17 protein-coding genes and 1 pseudogene are annotated in these 21,514 nt (G+C 63.3%); 5 read left to right on the forward strand and 13 right to left on the reverse strand.

Going from position 1 to position 21,514, the window contains the following annotated elements:
* Window positions 1–249 precede the first annotated feature (249 nt).
* Window positions 250–669 carry a DUF1801 domain-containing protein gene (locus AWB65_RS23250; protein WP_087669381.1) on the forward strand — a complete coding sequence of 140 codons (420 nt, stop codon included), beginning with the start codon at window positions 250–252 and terminating at the stop codon, window positions 667–669.
* Window positions 670–685: 16 nt separating this feature from the next.
* On the opposite strand, the gene AWB65_RS23255 is transcribed toward AWB65_RS23250, so the two are convergent.
* Window positions 686–1,036, reverse strand: a complete 351-nt coding sequence (locus AWB65_RS23255; protein ID WP_087669382.1) for a hypothetical protein — start codon at window positions 1,034–1,036, stop codon at window positions 686–688.
* Window positions 1,037–1,501: 465 nt separating this feature from the next.
* On the opposite strand from AWB65_RS23255, the gene katG reads away from it, so the two are divergent.
* Window positions 1,502–3,757 (forward strand): catalase/peroxidase HPI, encoded by a 2,256-nt coding sequence (katG, locus tag AWB65_RS23260; protein ID WP_087669383.1) that lies wholly within the window; start codon window positions 1,502–1,504, stop codon window positions 3,755–3,757.
* A gap of 69 nt (window positions 3,758–3,826) precedes the next feature.
* On the opposite strand, the gene AWB65_RS23265 is transcribed toward katG, so the two are convergent.
* From AWB65_RS23265 to AWB65_RS23315, 11 genes are all read right to left on the reverse strand, one after another.
* Window positions 3,827–4,999, reverse strand: a complete 1,173-nt coding sequence (locus AWB65_RS23265; RefSeq protein ID WP_087669384.1) for a dihydrodipicolinate synthase family protein — start codon at window positions 4,997–4,999, stop codon at window positions 3,827–3,829.
* Between the two features lie 9 nt (window positions 5,000–5,008).
* Entirely contained in the window at window positions 5,009–6,631 is a 1,623-nt protein-coding gene (locus AWB65_RS23270) for a GMC family oxidoreductase (protein WP_087669385.1), read from the reverse strand.
* A 14-nt stretch (window positions 6,632–6,645) separates the two neighbouring features.
* On the reverse strand, window positions 6,646–7,425 hold the full coding sequence (locus AWB65_RS23275; protein ID WP_087669386.1) for a 3-ketoacyl-ACP reductase: 780 nt from the start codon (window positions 7,423–7,425) through the stop codon (window positions 6,646–6,648).
* A 9-nt stretch (window positions 7,426–7,434) separates the two neighbouring features.
* Window positions 7,435–8,541 (reverse strand): ABC transporter ATP-binding protein, encoded by a 1,107-nt coding sequence (locus tag AWB65_RS23280; protein WP_087669387.1) that lies wholly within the window; start codon window positions 8,539–8,541, stop codon window positions 7,435–7,437.
* A 3-nt stretch (window positions 8,542–8,544) separates the two neighbouring features.
* On the reverse strand, window positions 8,545–9,435 hold the full coding sequence (locus AWB65_RS23285; RefSeq protein ID WP_087669388.1) for a carbohydrate ABC transporter permease: 891 nt from the start codon (window positions 9,433–9,435) through the stop codon (window positions 8,545–8,547).
* Between the two features lie 30 nt (window positions 9,436–9,465).
* On the reverse strand, window positions 9,466–10,437 hold the full coding sequence (locus AWB65_RS23290; protein WP_087669389.1) for a carbohydrate ABC transporter permease: 972 nt from the start codon (window positions 10,435–10,437) through the stop codon (window positions 9,466–9,468).
* Window positions 10,438–10,511: 74 nt separating this feature from the next.
* Window positions 10,512–11,768, reverse strand: a complete 1,257-nt coding sequence (locus AWB65_RS23295) for an ABC transporter substrate-binding protein (protein ID WP_087669390.1) — start codon at window positions 11,766–11,768, stop codon at window positions 10,512–10,514.
* 76 nt (window positions 11,769–11,844) lie between these two features.
* Window positions 11,845–13,386: an aldehyde dehydrogenase family protein gene (locus AWB65_RS23300; RefSeq protein ID WP_087669391.1), complete on the reverse strand. Its 1,542-nt coding sequence runs from the start codon at window positions 13,384–13,386 to the stop codon at window positions 11,845–11,847.
* Window position 13,387: 1 nt separating this feature from the next.
* Window positions 13,388–14,170 carry an enoyl-CoA hydratase/isomerase family protein gene (locus AWB65_RS23305; RefSeq protein WP_087669392.1) on the reverse strand — a complete coding sequence of 261 codons (783 nt, stop codon included), beginning with the start codon at window positions 14,168–14,170 and terminating at the stop codon, window positions 13,388–13,390.
* Entirely contained in the window at window positions 14,163–15,755 is a 1,593-nt protein-coding gene (locus AWB65_RS23310; protein WP_087669393.1) for an acyl CoA:acetate/3-ketoacid CoA transferase, read from the reverse strand. Before AWB65_RS23310 ends, AWB65_RS23305 begins: the two co-directional genes overlap by 8 nt.
* A 21-nt stretch (window positions 15,756–15,776) precedes the next feature.
* Window positions 15,777–16,793 (reverse strand): Gfo/Idh/MocA family protein, encoded by a 1,017-nt coding sequence (locus AWB65_RS23315; protein ID WP_087669394.1) that lies wholly within the window; start codon window positions 16,791–16,793, stop codon window positions 15,777–15,779.
* Between the two features lie 115 nt (window positions 16,794–16,908).
* Here AWB65_RS23315 and AWB65_RS23320 point away from each other — a divergent pair, with 115 nt between their 5' ends.
* Together AWB65_RS23320 and AWB65_RS23325 are read left to right on the forward strand one after the other, a co-directional pair.
* On the forward strand, window positions 16,909–17,967 hold the full coding sequence (locus AWB65_RS23320) for a LacI family DNA-binding transcriptional regulator (protein WP_087669395.1): 1,059 nt from the start codon (window positions 16,909–16,911) through the stop codon (window positions 17,965–17,967).
* Window positions 17,968–18,103: 136 nt separating this feature from the next.
* Entirely contained in the window at window positions 18,104–18,526 is a 423-nt protein-coding gene (locus tag AWB65_RS23325) for an ACT domain-containing protein (protein ID WP_087669396.1), read from the forward strand.
* 158 nt (window positions 18,527–18,684) lie between these two features.
* On the opposite strand, the pseudogene AWB65_RS35760 reads toward AWB65_RS23325, so the two are convergent.
* A pseudogene (locus AWB65_RS35760) lies at window positions 18,685–18,765 on the reverse strand (hypothetical protein); the annotation flags it as partial.
* 393 nt (window positions 18,766–19,158) lie between these two features.
* Between AWB65_RS35760 and AWB65_RS23330 the strand changes: the two are divergent.
* Complete coding sequence (locus AWB65_RS23330) at window positions 19,159–21,504, forward strand: two-partner secretion domain-containing protein (RefSeq protein ID WP_087669397.1); 2,346 nt, start codon at window positions 19,159–19,161, stop codon at window positions 21,502–21,504.
* Window positions 21,505–21,514 lie beyond the last annotated feature (10 nt).

The raw sequence follows: 21,514 nt of genomic DNA on the forward strand, positions 1-21,514 counted from the left end.
GCTTCGAGCACTTGCTGGCCTGCGGGAACGACTTCCTTGCCGATGCCGTCGCCAGGGATAGTTGCGATGCGATACGTTTTCATGTCTCCGTCCTTCTGGTGTTGTGGATGTGAGTGCACTTTATCCCTCTCCGGACGTAAAAACCGCCGCTGGATTCAAAGCATCCTTAACTTGGATTCACAAGTGAGCATGCCTTCTAATGGACGAATTGCTACGTTAATATCCTCGTGATTTGGGACGGGAGGAGCAATGAATCCATCGGAAAATATCGACAAATTGATCGCGGGCATCACCGACTGGCGCGGCAAGACGTTCGCCGGCGTGCGCCAGTGCATCCTCGAAACCGACGCCGGAATCATCGAAGAATGGAAGTGGATGGGAAGCCCGGTTTGGTCGCTCGAGGGGATCATCGCGGTCGCCAATGCGCACAAAGGCAAGGTGAAGCTGACGTTCGCGAACGGGGCGAGCCTGCTGGACCCCGACAAGCTCTTCAACGCGGGCCTCGAAGGCAACCAGCGTCGCGCGATCGATTTTTTCGAAGGCGACAAGATCAGTAAGCGTGCGCTAAAAGCTCTCGTCAGAGCCGCTATCGAATTCAATCAGGCAAAAGCGAAAAAGAAGGCGCCTGCGCGCGCTTCGACGAAGGCGCGGAAAGACTCGACGCTTTAACGAGGCGACACCGGCTTTAACGAGACGACACCGTATGACCCGGCGAGGGATGTTCGGAACGCCGATGAAACGGAAGGATGTTCTTCGGCGGACTTTTAGCGACGCATTGACAGGCCCAATACGTTTCGTCGCCGATCACGTGCTTCGTCAGGATGCAGTTGTCCGAGCAATCGTCGCTTTGGCATCCGAAAACGGCGCCATCGGCGTTATTCGAATCGAGGACGCACCACACGTTGCACAAGCCGCAATGAGCGGACCGCAGAATGTCTTTGAGCGCGGAAGGGTATTCCGAGCGTTCGAGCGCGCGCACCACGGTTTCGCCATCCTGCTTGACCACAGTAAGGAGCTTGCCAACCACCTTGACCATGTTCAACTCCCCGAGCGGTTATGTTATCTGAGCGGATTTTCGCGCTTAGTCTACGGTAGGTGCGGAATAGGGAAGCTTCCAATCGATTCCCGTAATGATGCAGATAGATCGACGCTATAAAACGCTATCGAAACCCCAAGGAAAATCCGATTTGCTGCATCGTGTCAATCGACGGCGATATGCCTGCCTTTGAAAGGGCACAGATTTCTTTCGCGATGCAGCAAACGTGAAGCTTGCTATAGCCGTGCCCTATCACCTGCATTGCAGGAATCGACTACATTTGATTGCGGCTCGCGCATATATTTAGCTGGCGGACTCTCGCCCGACGCGAGCCGTGCTCGTCCAACGCAAGCGAAAATCGAGCGCCTCGAGCGACGACCAGCAGGCGCGAATCTTCCGAAATACTTTACAAGTCTGACGCGCAACAGCACAGGTAGTGGGTAGGTCCTCACAAGGAGATAACTCATGTCTGACGAAGCAAAGTGCCCGTTCAACCATGCCGCCGGCGGCGGCACGACGAACCGCGACTGGTGGCCCGAGCAGCTACGGCTGGACCTCCTCGCCACGCACTCCGCGAAATCCAATCCGCTCGGCGACAGCTTCAACTACGCCGAAGCGTTCAAGCGCCTCGACCTGGCCGCGGTCAAGAAAGACCTCGCGGCGCTGATGACCGATTCGCAGGAGTGGTGGCCTGCGGACTTCGGCCACTACGGCCCGCTCTTCATCCGCATGGCGTGGCATAGCGCCGGCACGTACCGCATCGGCGACGGGCGCGGCGGCGCCGGACGCGGACAGCAGCGTTTCGCGCCGCTCAATAGCTGGCCGGACAACGTCAGCCTCGACAAGGCCCGACGCCTGCTCTGGCCGATCAAGCAGAAGTACGGCCAGAGCCTTTCGTGGGCGGATCTGCTGATCCTGACCGGCAACGTCGCGCTGGAAACGATGGGCTTCAAGACCTTCGGTTTCGGCGGCGGCCGCGAGGACGTATGGGAGCCGGATCAGGACGTCTACTGGGGCAATGAAAAGACGTGGCTCGGCGGCGACGTCCGCTATGGCAAAGGCGCGGCCGGCAGCCCCGAAGATGAAGGCGTGATCGTAGCCGATGCAGAATTGCACGGCGCCGAAAGCAGCCGCACCGACAACGGCCGCAACCTGGAGAATCCGCTGGGCGCGGTGCAGATGGGCCTGATCTACGTGAACCCGGAAGGCCCCGACGGTAATCCGGACCCGAACGCGGCGGCGCACGACATCCGCGAAACTTTCGCGCGCATGGCGATGAACGACGAGGAAACCGTCGCGCTGATCGCGGGCGGCCACACGTTCGGCAAGACGCACGGCGCCGGGCCCGCCGATAACGTCGGTCCCGAACCGGAAGCCGCTGGACTCGAAAACATGGGCCTCGGCTGGAGGAGCAGTTTCGGCAGTGGCAGGGGCGGCGATACGATCACGAGCGGGCTGGAAGTGACCTGGTCCAGCACCCCGACGCAGTGGGGCAACGGCTTCTTCCAGAATCTCTTCGGCCACGAATGGGAACTGACCAAGAGCCCGGCTGGCGCGAACCAGTGGGTCGCGAAGAACGCCGACGCGACGATCCCGCACGCACACGACCCATCGAAAAAGCTGCTGCCGACGATGCTGACCACCGATCTGTCGCTGCGCTTCGACCCGGCTTACGAGAAGATCTCGCGCCGCTTTCTGGAGAACCCCGACCAGCTAGCCGACGCCTTCGCGCGCGCCTGGTTCAAGCTGACGCACCGCGACATGGGACCGCGCGTCCGCTATCTCGGGCCGGAAGTGCCTGCTGAAGAACTGCTGTGGCAGGACCCGATTCCGGACGTCGATCATCCTCTCGTCGACGAGCAGGACATCGCTTCGCTCAAGCAGAAGATTCTGGCGTCGGGGCTGTCGGTGTCGCAACTGGTGACGACGGCGTGGGCGTCGGCATCCACGTTCCGTGGCGGCGACAAGCGCGGCGGCGCCAATGGCGCGCGCATTCGCCTCGCGCCGCAGAAGGACTGGGCGGTCAACCAGCCCGAGCAACTGGCGAAGGTGCTGAGCGTCCTCGAAGGCATCCAGCGCGATTTCAACGGCGCGCAATCGGGCGGCAAGAAGATTTCGATCGCCGATCTGATCGTGCTCGGCGGGAGCGCTGGTATCGAGCAAGCGGCGGAGAAGGCCGGTCAGAAGCTCACTGTGCCGTTCACACCGGGACGTATGGACGCGTCGCAGGAACAAACCGACGTCGAGTCCGTCTCGGCCCTTGAACCGCTCGCCGACGGTTTCCGCAACTACAAGGGCAAGAGCCGCGTGTCGGCGGAGGCGCTGCTCATCGACAAGGCGCAACTGCTGACGCTGACCGCGCCCGAGATGACGGTGCTGATCGGCGGCTTGCGGGTGCTGAACGTCCACGCGGGGCAGGACGCGCAGGGTGTCCTCACGAAGCAACCGGAGACGCTCACCAACGACTTCTTCCGCAACCTGCTCGATATGGGAACGGAGTGGAAACAGCTCTCCCTGGACGTGTTTGAAGCACATGACCGCAAGAGCGGCGAGCGCACCTGGACGGGCAGCCGCGTCGACTTGATCTTCGGTGCGCACGCGCAGCTTCGGGCGCTGAGCGAGGTCTATGCAAGCGAGGACGGGAAGGAGAAGTTCACCAAGGACTTTGTCGCGGCGTGGGTCAAGGTGATGAACCTCGACCGGTTCGACCTCGCGACCTGAAGTCCGCTTCGCCCCGTCGGGGTTGTTTTCCTGACGGGGCGGTTCGCTTTACGACGGACCAACCGCGCGTTAGTTCTCAATCCCCGCATGCAGGCTCAGGAACTCGCCCATCCGGCGCCGGGCCAGTTCCGGACGAATCAGCACGCCAGCCGCGTCGGCCTTTCTGAACACGTCCGCGTAATGCAGCGCGGATCTCGCGGATTGCATGCCGCCTGCCATCGAGAAGTGATTCTGATGGCCGTTGAGCCACGCGAGGAACACGACGCCAGCCTTGTAATACTGCGTCGGCGCGACGAACAATTCGCGCGATAAAGCGACGGTCGGCGTGATCAACGCGTAATAGCGATCCACGTCGCCCGCCGCGAGCGCGACGAGCGCCCGCGATGCCACCGGCGCAATCGGATCGAAGATGCCAAGCAGCGCGTGCGACTTGCCGGTGCTATCGCCCGCGATCAGGTCGCCGTAGTTGTAGTCGTCGCCGGTGAACATCGCCACGCCCTCGGGCAGCTGCGCTCTCAACTGCCGCTCGTATTCCGCGTTCAGCAGCGACATCTTGATGCCCTCGATCTTGCCGCTGTGCTGCCGGATGATGTCGAGCACCGTCGCCATCGCGGTGCTGACGTCGCTGCTGCCCCAGTATCCGGCGAGGGAAGCGTCGAACGCATCGCCGAGCCAGTGCAGCACGACCTTGTTGCGCGACGCGGAGATGACCGCGTCATAGACCTTCTTGTAATCGTCGTCGGAACGAGCGGCTGCGCATAATGCACGACTCGCCATCATGACCGGCCGTCCACCCGCCGACTCGACGACTTCAAACTGCTCGCCATACGCCGCGATGATGTCCGAGAGCGAATGGCGGCGCGTGTTATCCAGATGATCCGTGCCCGCTCCGCACGCGAGGTCGGCGCCTGGAATCGTGCGCGCGTGAGCAACGCTGCGCCGGATCAGTTCGGCCGCAGTCGGCCAGCCGATTCCCATGCCCCGCTGCGCCGTGTCCATCGCTTCGGCAACCTTGAAGCCGAGCCCGTAGAGATACTCGCGAAACGCCAGCGTCGCGTCCCAGTCGACGCGCGGCGAGTCGCCCCACGGCTCGTAAGCGAAGCGCGGATTGACGACCACGTGCGCCGCCGCATACGCGATGCGATTGAACGAAGGAACCGTCGCGGGCGCCACGGCGTCTTCGCGTTGCTGCATGACGTACGTCCCGATCGCGCCGTCGTGCTCTGGCAAATTGATCTTCATGAGAGCCTCTCAATGTCTGGATTGAATGATCATGTCGGCGGCTTTTTCGGCGACCATGATCGTCGGTGCATTCGTGTTGCATGACGGCACGAACGGCATGACCGATGCGTCCACCACGCGCAGTCCTTCTAGACCGATGAGCCGGAGATCAGGCGTCACGACGCTGTCCGGATCGCTCGCGGCGCCCATGCGGCACGTGCCGACCGGATGGTGATCGGTCTTCGCGTTCGCGCATGCGTACTCGAATAGCTCCTGATCCGAGTTCGCGCGCGAGCCCGGAAGGATTTCGCTCTGCACGTAGCGCCTCATCGCAGGCGCACCGATGATGTCGCGTGCAAGGCGCAATCCCTTTATCGCCATGTCGCGATCGTGAGGATCGGACCAGTAGTTCGGGTCGAGCAAGGGCGCGGCCGCGGGATCGGCACTCGAGAGCCGTACGGTTCCGCGCGAACGCGGTCGCAGATACGCCGTATTCAACGTGACACCGGCGTTCTTCAGCTTCGCCATGCCCGCTTCGATGCCTGACCCCAGCCCGAGGTGAAACTGGATATCGGGCGACCGGTCGCGCGACGGCGAATCGCGGTCCGCATACCAGAATCCACCGGTCTCGAAGAGGCTCGACGCGACCGGTCCCTTCTTCAGCACCAGATACTGCAGCGCCGCCCAGGCGGCGTTATGCAGCTTGTTGTATTTGTCGTAAGTGTGGTCGCCCGTGCACTCCGCGATGACGAAGAGGTCCAGATGATCCTGCAGGTTCTCGCCGATGCCGCGCAAATCGTGAACCGGTTTCACGCCGACCGATTCCAGATGCGCAGCCGGGCCGATCCCCGATTGCATCAGCAGCTTCGGCGACCCGATCGCGCCCGATGACACGATGACCTCACGCGCCGCTAGAACGGTTTGCGGATCGCGACTGTCACCGACGACGATCTCCACGCCGATCGCCCGCTTCGCGTCGACGAGCACGCGCAATGTTCTGGCCTGCATCCATACGGTGAGGTTCGAGCGCCCGAGCACGGGCTTGATGAACCCCGTCGCAGCGGACGACCGGCGCGCATTGAGTTGCGTCAACTGGTAATAGCCGAGCCCCTCCTGGCACGCGCCGTTGAAATCGGGGTTGAACGGAATGCCCAGTTCCTGTCCCGCCTGAAAGAACGCTTCGCAGATCGGCAACGGGCTGATCGGATTCGACACTCCGAGCGGTCCGCCGTACGCGTGATACTCGTTGGCGAAGCGCTGGTTGTTCTCCGAGCGCTTGAAGTAGGGCAGCACGTCGCGATAGGACCAGCCGGTCGCGCCCGCCTTGAGTTCCCAATCGTCGTAGTCGGCGGGGACGCCGCGCGTGTACAACTGCGCGTTGATGGACGAGCCGCCGCCGATCACCTTCGCCTGCGTGAAGCGCAGGACGCGGTTGTTCAAGTGCTTCTGCGGCACGGTGTGCCATCCCCACGAGCCGATGCCCTTCGTCATCTTCGCGAAGCCCGCGGGCATCGCGAAGAAAGGATGGCGGTCCGAGCCGCCGGCTTCGAGCAGCAGGACCTTGACCGCCGGATCGGCGGAAAGCCGGTTGGCGAGCACGCATCCCGCCGAGCCGCCGCCCACGATCACGTAGTCGAATGTCGTCGTTTTCATGTCAGTCAACTTCGTCAAAAGGCGGGAATGGAGAGACCGCCATCCACGTTCAGAACGCTTCCCGTGGAGAACCGGAATGTGCCGTCGGCGAGCGCGGCGACCGCCTTTCCGACTTCGGCGCTTTCGCCCCATCGTCCGCTCGGCACGAGGCCTTCCGCGAAACGCGCCTCGTACTTTTGCGCGACGCCCTCCGTCATCGGCGTCCGGATGATTCCCGGCCGCACTTCGAACACGGCGATTCCCGCGCTCGCGAGCCGCAACGCGAGTAGCCTGGTCATCATCGGCAGAGCGGACTTGGAGAGGCAGTACTCTGCCCGCTCAGGCGAGGCCATTTCCGCCGAAACCGACGACACCGTGATGATCGAGCGCGGGTGACTGGACTGGGTCGATGCCATATGGCGCGCGACCGCCTGCGACATGAAGAACGTGCCGCGCAGATTCACGCCGACGACCATGTCGAACGCTTGCGGCGACACGTCGAGCAGATCACCGCGACTCGGCGAGCCGATGCCCGCGTTGTTCACGAGACACTCGATGCTGCCGTTGAAGCGAACCGCTTCGCGAACCACATCGGCGTGGGACTCGACTTCGTTCAGGTTGCTCTGCACGAACAGCGCCTTCCGGCCGTGCGTTTTCACGAGCGCGCACGTTTCGTCGACATCTTCATCACGCACGATGTCGGTAAAGACGATGTCGAATCCCCGCGTCGCCATCTCGACGCAAACGGCCCGGCCGATGCCCCGGCGTCCGCCGGTTATCAACGCGGTCGGCGACCGCGATTCGGAATCACTCATGGCTGCCCCTCAGCGAATGCGCTCTTCGGTCTCGGCGTCGAACAGCACGAGCTTCGACAGGTCCACGCGCAACTCGCACTTTTCTCCCGGCGCATGCGGCATGTCCGCGCCGAGCCGCGCCGACACTTCCATGCCGCCCATTTCGAGCACGGCGAGCGTGTCGGGTCCGGTCGGCTCGAGGACGAGGATCGTGACGGGCACATTGCGCAGCGCCGAAGCGGAACGCTCGTTCTCGACACCGATCGCTTCCGGCCGCAAGCCCGCGATGACCTTCTTCCCGGCGTATCGCGCTACGGCATCGGGTTGCGGCGGCAACTCGACGTCGATCGTCTTGTCACCGTCGCCGATGAGGAAATGCAGCGCGCCGTTCTTGCCCATTATCCGTGCGGGAATCAGGTTCATCGACGGCGATCCCATGAAGGTCGCGACGAAGGTGTTGGCCGGCGTGTTGTAGACCTCGGACGGCGTGCCCAACTGCTGAAGAATGCCGCCCTTCATGACCGCTATGCGCGTAGCGAGCGTCATCGCTTCGATCTGGTCGTGCGTCACGTAGACAATCGTCGAGCCGAGCCGCTGATGCAGCTTCTTGATCTCGGTACGCATGTCGACGCGCAGCTTCGCATCGAGATTCGAGAGCGGTTCGTCGAAGAGGAAGATCTTCGGATCGCGGACCAGCGCGCGGCCCATCGCGACGCGCTGACGTTGCCCGCCCGACAACTGCCCCGGCCGGCGATTGAGCAAGTGCTCGATCTGCAACAGCTTGGCCGCGTCCTGCACGGCTTTCTCGCGATCCACCTTCGACACCTTCCGCATTTCGAGGCCGAAGCTGATGTTCTGCGCGACCGTCATGTTCGGATACAGCGCGTAGCTTTGGAACACCATCGCGATATCGCGTTCGCTCGGATGAAGGTCGTTGACCTTGTCGTCGTCGATGCGGATTTCGCCGCTCGACAGCGTGTCGAGGCCCGCGATCAGCGAGAGCAGCGTGGACTTGCCGCAGCCCGAAGGCCCGACGAGTACCAGAAAGTCGCCATCGTTCACGTCGATGTTGATTTCGCGCAGGATCTCGGTGGGACCGTAGGCCTTGCGTACTTTGGAGATGTGCAGAGAAGACATGTTTTACCCCTTGACCGAGCCGGCCATCAGACCGCGAACGAAGAATCGACCACCTACGACATAAACGAGCAGCGTCGGCAACGCGGCGATCATGGCGGTTGCCATCTGGACGTTGTATTCCTTCACGCCAGTCGATGTATTGACGATGTTGTTGAGCGCCACGGTGATGGGCGCGGAACTGCCCGTCGTGAACGATGCACCGAACAGGAAGTCGTTCCAGATGTTGGTGAACTGCCAGATCACGGTCACGGTGATGATCGGCACCGAGTTCGGCAGCAGAATCCGGAAGAAGATGCGGAAGAAGCGCGCGCCGTCGATCATCGCTGCCTTGACCAGCTCATCGGGAAACGCGATGTAGTAGTTGCGGAAGTAGAGCGTCGTGAAGCACAGGCCGTACACCACGTGAACGAACACGAGACCCGTGATCGATTGCGCAAGCCCGACCTTGCCGAGAAACGACGCCATCGGGATCAGCACGATCTGGAACGGGATGAAGCAGCCGAACAGAACGAGGCCGAAGAGCACGTTGTCGCCCTTGAAGCGCCACTTGGTCAGCACATAGCCGTTGAGCGCACCGATCAGCGTCGAGAGGCCGACGGCGAAGAACACCAGCCGGAACGAATTCCAGAAGAAGCCCTTGACGCCTGAACAGTCGAGGCCGACGCACGCCGATCCCCACGCCTTCTGCCATGCCTCGGTGGTCCATTGCTGAGGCAACGCGAGGATGTTCCCCGCATAGACCTCGGGCAGCGGCTTGAACGAAGTCAGCATCATCACGAGCAGCGGCACGAGATAGACCACGGCCGTGATGAGCAGAAGCGAATAAATGAAAATCCGCGCGACATAGTCGTGCTTGCCGACAACCATTTGCGAATCGAAAGTCTTGCTAGCCATCATCGTCTCCTTGAGGCTGTGAGTGTTCGTTCAATGGCCGTCGTTCTTGCGACGCGGTCTCATCTCGGAGTAAAGGTACGGAACCATGATGGCGGCCACCGTGCAGAGCATCATGACGGCGCTGGCGGCGCCCATGCCGAGTTCGTTGCGCGTGAAGGTGAACGAATACATGAAGGTGGATGGCAGCTCGGTCGAGTACCCGGGGCCGGCGCCCGTCAGCGCGATCACCAGTTCATAGCTCTTCACGGCGAGGTGAACGAGGATCACGAACGCGGAAATAAACACCGGACGCAACTGCGGAATGATGATTCGCCGATAGATCGCGGGCATGCGCGCACCGTCGATCGAAGCGGCCTTGATCATCTCCTGATCGATGCCTCTCAGGCCCGCGAGGAACATTGCCATCACGAAGCCCGACGCCTGCCAGACCGCGGCGATCACGACGGTGTAGATCGCCATGTTGTCGTCGATGATCCAGTTGAACTCGAAGCTCGACCAGCCCCAGTCGTGGAAGAGCTTCGTCAGGCCGAGCCCCGGATTGAGAATCCACTTCCACGCTGTGCCCGTGACGATGAACGAGAGTGCCATCGGATAAAGGAACAGCGCGCGCAAGCCGCCTTCAGCGCGGATTCGCTGATCGAGCAGGATGGCGAGCCCGAGCCCGATCGCCATGCACAGCACGACGTACAGCGATGCGTAGATTCCCAGGTTGTTGATCGCGACCTGCCAGCGAGGGTGTTCCCAGACGCGCGAGTACTGGAGGAAGCCCGCCCAGTTGAAATTGGCGAAGGCCCGCGAACGGGTGAACGACAACACCGTCGTCCACGCGATGAACCCGTACACGAAGACAAGCGTGATGACGAGCGTCGGACTGAGGACGATCTTCGGCAGGATCGCTTCGAAGCGGTTGCGCAACGACGAATGCCTGATCGTCGTGCGCGTGCTGGGCGGGGTTGTTGCCGGGGCGGAAGGCGCCACATGGGCGCGATTTTGAAATGACATGGCATCACCTGAACGTCGAGTACAGCGGATGGGACGGATGCCGCGAGCGGCATCCGACTCGCAGGCGCGAAGCGCTACTTCGAATTGTTCACAGCGGACACGAGTGCCTTCACGGCATCCGCGGACGACTGGTTCGAATTGAAGAAGTGCGTCACCACGTCGTACACGGCGGTCTTCGGGCCGTCGGGCATCGCGTGACCGTGGGCGAAGCTGCCTACCATCGCGTCGGCTTTCAACGCCGAGCGCAGGTCGGTCATCGACTTCTTGCCGCATTCGTCGAAGCCGTCTTCAGGCACATCGAGCCGCGCCGGAATCGAGCCCTTGATCTGGTTGAAGCGCGCCTGCACGCCCTTGTCCATGATGGTCGAGGCGAACGCCTGCTCGCCCGGCACGCTCGCTTCACCCTTCTTGAACGTTGCGAACTGGTCCGTGTTGAAGATGAACGTGCCTTCGGTGCCCGGATACTGGAAGCACAGGTAGTCGACATTGGCCTTCTTCCCCGCCGATGCGAATTCGCCCTTGGCCCAGTCGCCCATGATCTGCATCGCGGCCTTGCCGCTGATGACCATCGACGTCGCGAGGTTCCAGTCGCGTCCCGGGAAGTTCGGATCGACCATGCCGCGCAACGCGCGCATCTGGTCGAACGCCTTTTCCATCGTCTTCGATCCAAGCGCGCCGGTGTCGAGCTTGACGAGCGCCTGCTGGTAGAACTTCGGACCGCCCGCGGACATCACGGCACTGTCGAAGATCGTCGCTTCCTGCCACGGCTGGCCGCCGTGCGCGAGCGGGATGTAGCCGGCCTTGCGGATCGCGGCGGCGGCCGTCACGAGTTCGTCGAAGGTTTTCGGCGGCGTGAGCTTGAGTTCATCGAAAATCTTCTTGTTGGCCCAGATCCAGTTCGTGCGATGCACGTCGACCGGTGCCGCGATCCAGTGGCCGTCCACTTTCGAGAAGCGCTGGATCGGCGGCGGCACGAGCTTGTCCCAGCCTTCCTTCGTCGCGACCGGATCGAGATTCGCGAGATAGCCTTCGGCGGCGTACTCGGGAATCGTGAAGCCGAGCATCTGGATCGCGTCAGGCGGATTGTTCGACGCCACGCGCGCCTTGAGCACCGTGCGGGCCGCCTCGCCGCCGCCGCCCGCGATCGGGCTGTCCTTCCACGCGTAACCGCGTTCCTTCAGGTTGTCCTTCAGCACGCCCAGAGCCTTGGCTTCGCCGCCGGACGTCCACCAGTGCATGACTTCGACCGTCTTGGCATCGGCGGCGAGCGCGGACGCGCCGTGACCTGCGAGCAGGGTTGCAGCAATCGCGATGATTTGCTTCTTGAACATTTTCGTCTCCATGATGAGGTTCCCTTCTTTCGAGGGATATTTCTGAGTTCACTGCTTTGAATTGGCGCGGCCTTTCTCAGGCAGCGGTACGCGGTAACCACCAGTTCTTTCGCTCGCCGATATGGAGCTGGATCGTCTTGGTCTCGGTGTAGTCCTCGACCGCCTGCTTGCCCAGTTCGCGTCCGACCCCGCTCGACTTGAATCCGCCGAAGGGCAACTCCGGATAACCATCGAGGAACGTATTGACCCAGACCGTTCCGGCATCGACGCCGCGCGCGACCGTCAGGCACGTATCGATGTCGCGGCTCCAGACCGCGGCGGACAGGCCATAAGCGGTGTCGTTGGCGATGTCGATCGCCTGCGCAGCATCGGAGAAGGGGATGACGACGAGCACCGGCCCGAAGATTTCGTCGCGCGCAATGCTCATCGCGGGCGTCGCGTCGGTGATGATGGTCGGCTCCAGATAGAGGCCGTTCGCGTCGTAGCGCTTGCCGCCGAGGCGCAACCGCGCGCCCGCCGCGACGCCTTTTTCGATGTTGCCGAGGATGTCGTTCAACTGGTTCTCGCTGACGATCGCGCCGATCTTGCTGTCCGGGTGCAGCGGGTCGCCAACCGGAACCTGCCGCGCGCGCTCGACGACGGCTTCAGCAAACCGCTCGGCGATCGATTCGTGCACGATGACGCGGCTGCCGCTGTTGCAGCATTCGCCGGCGTTGAAGTACACGCCGAAGACGACCGCATCGATCATCGCGTGCCAGTCGCAGTCGGGGAAGACGATCTGCGGATTCTTGCCGCCGAGTTCGAGCGCGACCTTCTTCAGGTTCTTCGATGCAAGTCCGCCGAGCATGCTGCCGACGCGCGTGGACCCGGTGAACGAGAGCATGTCGATGGCGGGGTGTTCGGCGAGCGGCTGCCCGACGCTCGGGCCTTTACCGGTCACCACGTTGACGACGCCCGCCGGCACGCCCGCTTCCTCGAGAATCTCCATCAGCATGACGGTGGTGCTCGACGTCAGCTCGCTCGGTTTGACGATGCAGGTGCAGCCGGCGGCGAGCGCGAAGGGTAGCTTCTGCGAAAGAATCCAGATCGGGAAGTTCCACGGCGTGATCAATCCGACCACGCCGACCGGTTGACGCAGCACGATGCCAAGCATGTCCTCGCCGAGGGTGTCGTAGGCATCGCCGCTGGTCGTGCGGGCGAGGCTCGCCGCGTATTCCCAGAGATCGACGCAGCCCGATACTTCGCCGCGCGCTTGCGTCAACGGCTTGCCCGTTTCGAGCGATTCGAGCAGCGCCATTTTCTCGACGCGCGCCTTGATGCCCTGCGCGACCGCGAGCAGGACGCGCGCGCGTTCGACGCCTTTGAGCTTCGGCCAGGGCCCATGCCGATACGCTTTCTCGGCCGCTTGAATCGCACCTTCTACATCGGCCGGCGTCGCCTCGGGAAACGAGCTGACGACGTGACCATGCGCCGGGCTGCGACGTTCGAAGCGTTGTCCGTCGGAGGACTCGATCCATTTGCCGTCGATGTACATTTGCCCGGTGAACGCTTCGTGCTTCGGCGCTTCAGCCGTACTCAAAAGCGCGGAAGCTGCGGGAACTGCAAGTTGATTCGTCATTTCAGTGACCCTCGTAATTCGCGTTGCGACGTTCGCGGAAACTCGCCATGCCTTCTTGCGCGTCGTTTGTGGTCGCGGACAGCGCGCCGGCCATGGCTTCCAGCGTTGCACCCGTCCCGAAGCCGGCGGCGGCGTTGATCAGTTGTTTGGTGAGTTGCACGGAGACCGGCGCGAGCGTCGCGATCTTTTCCGCGATTGCAAGCGCGGCGCTCAGCGATTGCTTCGAATCGGAGACCTCGTCGATCAGGCCGATCGCGTACGCGCGTTGCGCATCGATCCTGCGGCCCGTCAGCGCAAGCGACTTGACGTGGCTCGGGCCGATCAGCGAAACGAGCCGCTGCGTGCCGGACCATCCGGGGCACGTCGCGATGCTCGCTTCGGGCAGCGCAAAGGTTGCGGCCGGATCGGCGACTCGCACGTCCGCGACCGCTGCAAGTTCCAGCCCGCCGCCGAACGCGGGACCGTTGATCGCCGCCACAACGGGCAAGCGCAACGCTGCCCACCGATCGAAGATGCGATGACCCCGCGCGACCCACACGCGCCACATGTCGAGCGGCGCCAATGCCGCCCATTCGTTGATGTCAGCGCCGACGCAGAACGCCCGCTCGCCTGCGCCCGTGAGCACGACGGCACGCAGCGTCGCATCGGATTCGAGGCTGGCCGCTGCGGCTTCCAGCTCGTCGAGCATGGAAGGCGTGAGCGAATTCAACTTCTCGGGACGATCCAGCATGACGATCCCGACTGGTCCTTTCCGCTCGATCTGGATGAATCGGCGCTCAGCCATGACGTGCCTCCTTGAGCTTCAGCGCGAATGGCGCATCCGTGAAAATCGCCGCATCCATGACCTTGAGTGAAGGCGAGACGCGCAACTCGATGTCGGATTGGTCCAGCACGTCGCGCCGCAAGTCGATGCCGGGCGCGATTTCGGTCACCTCCAGTCCGGCGTCGCTCAAGCGCAGGACGCAGCGCTCCGTGATGTAGAGCACTTCCTGCCCGCGCTCACGGCCCATCCGCCCGCTGAACGTCACGTGATCGACATCGGCGATGAACTTCTTCTTGCCTTCCTTCACGATCGTGAGGCGCCCGTCGCCCACTTCGAGCTTCGCGCCCGCCGTGAAGAAGCCGCTGAACACGATGCGCTTCGCATGCGTCGTGATGTCGATGAATCCGCCGCAGCCCGCCGTCAGATACGGCTTGCTCGGCAGCTTCGACACATTGACGTTGCCCGCGCGATCGACCTGCAGGAACGAGAGCAGCGAGACGTCGAATCCACCGCCCTGGAAGTACACGAATTGCGAAGGCGACGGCATGATCGCGTCCGCGTTGCCCGAGCAGCCGAACGCGAAGCCGAGCAGCGGAATGCCGCCAACCGCGCCCTGCTCGATCACCCACGTCACGTCGTCGCGATAGCCTTCTTCGAGCACGATGCGCGGCACGTTCGCCGAGATGCCGAAGCCGAGATTCACGGCGTCGTTCTGCGCGAGTTCCATCGCCGCGCGCCGTGCAATGACCTTGTCCGCGTTCCAGTCAGCGAAAGCGAACGCGCTGTCCGGCAGTTTCACTTCGCCGCTGATCTCCGGGTCGTAGTCGATCTGCGTGGTCTGCTTTTGCTCGGGATCGACCACGACGTAGTCGACGAGGTTGCACGGAATGTGTACCGACTGCGTGTGCAGCGAGCCGGCCTTGACCACACGCTTGACCTGCGCGATCACGATGCCGCCGTTGTTGCGCACGGCGAGCGCCTGATCGCGTCCGCCGAGGAGCGCGCCTTCGTGCTCGAACGAGAGGTTGCCGCGCTCGTCGGCAGTCGTGGCGCGCACGATGGCGACTTGCGGCACGAAGTTGCGGTAATACAGCCACTCTTCGCCGGCAAAAGAAACCTTCTCGACGATCGGGTGCTCCGTGGCGAGCGCATTCATCGCGCCGCCTTGCCGCGACGGATCGACGAAGGTATCGAGGCCGACTTTCGTCAACACGCCCGGGCGCTTCGCCGCGACTTCGCGATGCATGTCGAACAGCACGCCGCTCGGCAGGTTGTAGGCGCGAATATCGTTGTCGACGATCATGTGCCAGATATCAGGCATCGGCAGGCTCGACGGGCCGCTCGGAAACGAGCCGGCGATCACGCAATCGACAAGCCCCTTCTTCGCGACGTGATCGATGCCCTTGATGCCGTACATGTCGCCAGCGGCGATCGGATGGAGCAGCGTCAGGCGGCGCGGATGATTCTCCTTGTTGAAGCGCGCGCCGATGGCGGCGAGCATTGCGTCCGGACAACCGAGCCCGCTCGATGAACTGACGGTGACCGTGTCGCCGTCGTTGATCAGGCTCGCTGCCTTCTCCAGTGAAATGACCTTGCTAGAACCCACGGTGCGTCTCCTCTGACGTGCTCAACGGGCAAACTGATTCGAAACGCGGATGTGCTCGCCCGCTTCGGCGGACTCGACGAGCGCGAGCGCGGCGACGAGCGAGCGGTATCCGTCGATGCCGGTCGCGGCCGGGCTTTCCCCGTCGCGGATCGCGCGATGAAACTGGGCGATGGAGGTCGCGTAAAGGTTGGCGTGATCGATGGCGACGTCGTGCGTGCCTTCGGCATTGCGCAGTTGCACTTCGCCGAGCGGTCGCTGCGTCATCACGTCTCGCGCGAAGAGCGACCCGGCCGAGCCGTGGACTTCGAGGCCCGTCGGCGCGAAGGGGACGGTGAACGCGTCGTGAATTTGAGCGAGCACGCCGTTCTGGAAGCGGATGATCGCCATCACGCCGTCGGCGAGACCCGCCGCGCCCATGTGTCCTGACGACGTCATCGCGCTGACTTCAACCGGTTCGTCGTCGAGAAGGAAGCGCAGCGTATCGACGTCGTGAACCGAAATGTCGAGCACGACGCCGCCGCCCGCGTCCTGCCGCTCGACTCGCCATCCGCGCAGATGAGGCGGCAGCGACACCGCGTGAAAGACGCGCACGAAGAGCGGCGTGCCGACGGCGCCCGCGCGAATCAGTTCGCGCATCTTTCGATGCGTCGCCGCGCAGCGCAGATGGTGGTTGGTACCGAGCACGACTTTCTGCGCTGCGCACGCTTCGATCATCTGCGCGGCTTCGGTTTCAGCGAGTGCGAGCGGCTTTTCGCAGAGCACATGCTTGCCCGCTTTCGCGGCGGCCAGCACTTGTGGCAGATGCTTCTCGTTGGTGCTGCTGATATAGACGGCGTCGATCGCGGGATCGGCCAGGACGGCGTCGAGATCGGTCGACGGCGCGGCAATGCCGTGCTTGTCGGCGAAAGCGCGGGCGCGCTCCGCCTGTCCGCTCACGACTGCCGCGATCGTGCCCCCTTGCGAGCGGATCGCATCGACCATCCATTCGTCGGCGATCGTGCTCGCGCCGATCATCGCCCAGGTAACTTTTGTCGACATGTCTCTCTCCGTTGGAACGTTCCAATTTCTGAGCGTTGGATCGTTCCAATCAATGTAGTAGACTGGATTATCGATGTCAAACACTTTTTGGAACGTTCCAATTGTGCATAGCAACATGAAATCTGGTCCGACGATTCAGGACATCGCCGCGAGTGCGGGCGTTTCGAAGTCGACGGTTTCACTCGTGCTTCAGGAAAGTCCGCGTATCAAGGCGGAGACCGCCGAGAAGGTGCGCGAGGCAGCCCGCAGTCTCGGCTACGTGTACAACCGTGGCGCCGCGGCGCTGCGAGGGCGGCGCAGCACGACGATCGGCATGGTGATCAACGACCTGACCAATCCTTTCTTCGTGGAGTTACTGGTCGCGATCGAGCGGGTGCTCGCGCAGGCGGGCTACACGACGCTGATGGCGCACACCGCCGAAAGCATCGCGACGCAGACGCGCGTGCTGCGCTCGATGCGCGAGCAGAACGTCGCGGGTCTCATCATGTCGCCGGCATTGGGAACCGACGATCAACTGCCGCGCGAGATCCAGTCGTGGGGCATTCCGCTCGTGCTCGTGATGCGGCCGATGGGCGTCGACGTCGATACCGTCGGTGTCGATAACGGCTACGGGTTCGCGCTGGCTACCGAGCACCTGATTGGCGAAGGGCATACGCGGATCGCGTTCGCCGGGCATCGCAAGGGTTATGCGGTGGCCAAGCAGCGGCGGGAAGGTTTCATGTCGGCGATGGCGAAACACGGCTTGCCGGTCGCCGACGATTGGATCATCGACGTCGAACTGACGCCTGAAGGCGGGCGTCAGGCGGTGCGCGCGATCTTCGAAATGAAGCCCCGGCCGACAGCAGTCGTTTGCTACAACGATCAGGTGGCGATCGGCGTGCTGCACGAACTCGACAGGATGGGCAAACGCGCGGGCAAGGCGCTGGCGGTGGTCGGCTGCGACAACGTGGTGGCTGCCGAGCATACGAATCCGCCTCTGACGACGCTGTCCGCAGGGGCCGACAAGCTCGGCTCGATGGCAAGCGAGACGCTATTGGCGCGGCTGAACGAATCCGCAGGTGGTGAAAAGCCGCCCGTGCAGTTTTTCGCGGTGCCGGAACTGGTCGTACGGGAGTCGAGCGTCGGTGCAGGGTCGCATCTTCCGAACGCCGGATCGAGGGAAGGCAGGCGCTGATAGCCGCATCGCGCAGCGTGTATTGATGCTGATCAACCGTATGGCACTCGCTGAAACTCCAGCTTCCGACCTTGCCCGCACGCCCTCGGTGAAGTAGATTTTTATAGGGAAGATGTGTCAGGCGGGAGGGACTGTCATGGAACTCAGCGTAGAACTTGTCGATGTGTGGGCGGCCACCATCGACGACAAGGCGGGCGGGCTGGCGCATGTATTAAATGCGTTGCGCGATGCCGCCGCCGATTTACAGTTTGTCGTTGCGCGGAGGACGCCGGAATCGCCGGGGAAGGGCGTCGTATTCGTCGCGCCGCTGCAGGGCGAGCAGGAAGTCCGCGCCGCGACTCAGGTGGGGTTCAACGTCAGCCCGAGCCTGCATTCCGTGCGCGTCATGGGAATGGACCAGTTGGGGATCATCGCGCAATTGAGCCAGATACTGGCGGACGGCGGGATCAATCTTCGTGGTGTCTCGGCTGCGGTACTCGGCACGCAGTTCATTGCCTATCTCGCCGTCGATTCGCTGGCCGATGCCGAAAAAGCGATGGATCTTCTGCAGCGGGCTTGAAGGGCGCAAACGCGGCCACGCACAAACGTGTCAGATTCAGCGGCCGGGCCGCTTGCCGTCTCCGCGCGGTGCTGCCTGCTCCTGCCCGCTTCATTCTTCAAGCTCGACAAAAAGCCGATTCTCGAAGCTGCGCAGCTTCGAGCCGCACGCCCAATTATTTATTCCAGCCGCCTCACTTGATAACTGGCCGCCGAGGGCATCACGGACAACTCTCCTGCTGCAAGCGCGAACGACGCGTGCCTGGCAGCGGCTTCGCTTCATGGCCGAAAGAGCCGTCTCACCGATGTTTCAGGCCGCCTGGCTTTTCTGAAATGGTCTGCTAAAGTTAAATGCGCCGTGCGGTACGCAAGTACACCGGGCGCTATTAGTTAGCTTCGCAAAACGACGGAGACGGACATGGCGAGCGACCCCTGCTCGACGGGATCGCGCTCGCGCGTGCGCCAGGTTTGCGTTCTCGGCAGAAAGCGGGACGATCGCGCGCGTCATCGGTAACGAACGCTCGCTGATCGATGGCACGCTCACCGCGACAAGCCACTTCTACCTTTTCAATCCGCAGCGAGTTCCTGTCGGTAAGAACGGCATAGTCGCGACCGGGGCCCTTTCAACGCAGACCAAAACTGAAGAGGCCTGACATGTCGAAGTTCGCGCTCTCCACGCAGCCACGCGGACGGTCCACCAGATGTCAGCGCAGGCGAACGTTCGACTGGCGCGCCGCCGTGCCGCTCGCCGTGCTTCAGATTTCGAGCGCGTTCGCCGCTGGCCCGCTGCCGCAGGATGGCCGCTTCGTCGGCGGCGCGGGCACGATCGGCACGCAGGCCGACGCCGTGAGCATCACGCAGAGCTCGACGCGCGGCATCATCGACTGGCGCGGTTTTTCGATTGGCAACGGCAACCGCGTGATCGTGAACAACGGCTCGGGAGCGACCCTCAGCCGCGTGACCGGCACGGACGTCTCGCGCATCGACGGCAGTCTGAGCGCCACCGGCAGCTTCTACCTGATCAACCCGCAGGGCGTCGTGATCGGCACGAGCGGCGTGGTGACAACGGGCGGGCGCTTTGTCGCATCGGCGCTCGACGTCGGCAACGACGCGTTCATGGCGGGCAACACGCTGACCTTCGGCGGCGGCGGGACGGGCGCGGTGGTGAACCTCGGCAAGATCAGTTCCAGCGGCGGCGACGTGTTTCTCATTGCGCGCACGCTGGTGGAAAACGACGGCACGATCAGCGCGCCGAGGGGCTCGGCCGAGCTTGCGGCGGGCGACCAGGTACTCGTGCGCGATACGTCGAGCGCGCCTCAAACCTACGTGCAGGCCACGAGCCGCGGAGACGCCGTCAACAAAGGCTCGATCGATGCAGCCCAGATCGCGTTGCAGGCCGCCGACGGCAACGTGTTCGCCTTCGCCGGGAACAGCACGGCGCTGCGCGCGACCGGCACCGCCACGCGCGACGGGCACGTGTGGCTCGTGGCGCCGCAGGGCACGGCGCATGTACACAGCCGCATCGACGCGACCCTGGCGTCCGGTAACGGTGGCACGGTCGATACGACGGCCAACGCCCTCCATCTCGACGACGCCGACATCCACGCGGCGCAATGGAACCTGAGCACGCCGAGGCTCGACGTCGGGCCACTCACGGCGGCGATCCTCGCGACGCAGTTGTCGCGGGGCGCGTCGGTTGCGCTCAATGCGACGCAGGGCGACATCAACCTTGTCTCGACCTTGCGCTGGAATGGCGGCGCGTCACTTGCGGTCAACGCGTTCCACTCGATCGCGATCGGTTCGACGACGACGCTCGGCAACACCGGCGCGGGCAACCTGACGCTGCGCGCGGACGCGAGCGGCATCGACAACGGCGCGGGCGTCACGAATCGCGGGACCATCGACTGGTCGCGCAGCACGGGCTTTGTCGCGGCGCTCCACGACATGAACGGCGCCTTCGTACCAGGCACGATTCGCACAAACGCAGCGTGGAGCGCGGCGGCCTACAGCGGCCTGAAGACGCAGTTCACGGCGTACCGGCTGGTGAATTCGATCACCGACCTCACGCACGTTACCGACGATCTCAACGGGGTCTATGCGCTCGGCAAGGACGTGACCGGCGGAGCGACGGGCGATCCGCCGTTCAACGGCATCGGCGTCGGCAAGGACGCGGAGTTCAACGGACAATTCGACGGTTTCGGTCACGCACTGCGCGGCGTCGGCAGCACGCTCTACGATCCGTCGACGAGCGTGTATGCGGGCCTCTTCGCCGTGATCGGCACGGCAGGCGTGGTGCGCAATCTTGGCATCTCGGGCATAGCGGACCCCGCATCCGGCGGCACCGGCGGCATCCTCGCGGGACGCAATCGCGGGCTGATCACGAACTCGTATTCGATCGGCAGCGTCGGCTCGCCCGAAACGATCGCGATCTACGGAGGCGGACTTGTCGGCCAGAACGATGGGACCATCGAGCGCTCTTGGAGCAGCGCGGATGTCGGTGGCTCGGGAGAATTCGGCGGCCTCGTCGGCGTGAACAGCGGCACGATCCTGCAATCGTTCGCGACGGGGCTGGTGGGCGGCGGCTCGCATTCGACGAGCGGCGGGCTGGTCGGGCGGAACACCGGCACGGTGCGGCAATCGTATGCGGCGGCGAACGTCGGCGGCGAGATCGCCGGCGCCGCGGGGCTCGTGGAGGAAAACGGGGGCAAGGTGGACGAGTCGTTCTCGGTTTCCATCGTGACGAACGGAATCGGACCGGGGCCACGCGGCGGCCTTTTTGATTCGAACGACCCGGGCTCGACCAACGTCTACTGGGACGTCCAGGCGAGCGGCCAGACGGACGGCGGCCCATATGTGCCAGTCGCGAACGGACTCACGACCGCGCAGATGAGCACACCCGCGAGCTTCGCACCATCGTGGAATTTTGGGCCGGGCGGAACGTGGGTCATTCCGGCGGGCGCCACGCATCCGGTCCTGCAATGGCAGGTGCAGGGTCAATGAGCCTGACCAT

It is taken from the genome of Caballeronia humi (assembly GCF_001544475.1).
GTDB classification, from domain to species: Bacteria; Pseudomonadota; Gammaproteobacteria; order Burkholderiales; family Burkholderiaceae; genus Caballeronia; species Caballeronia humi.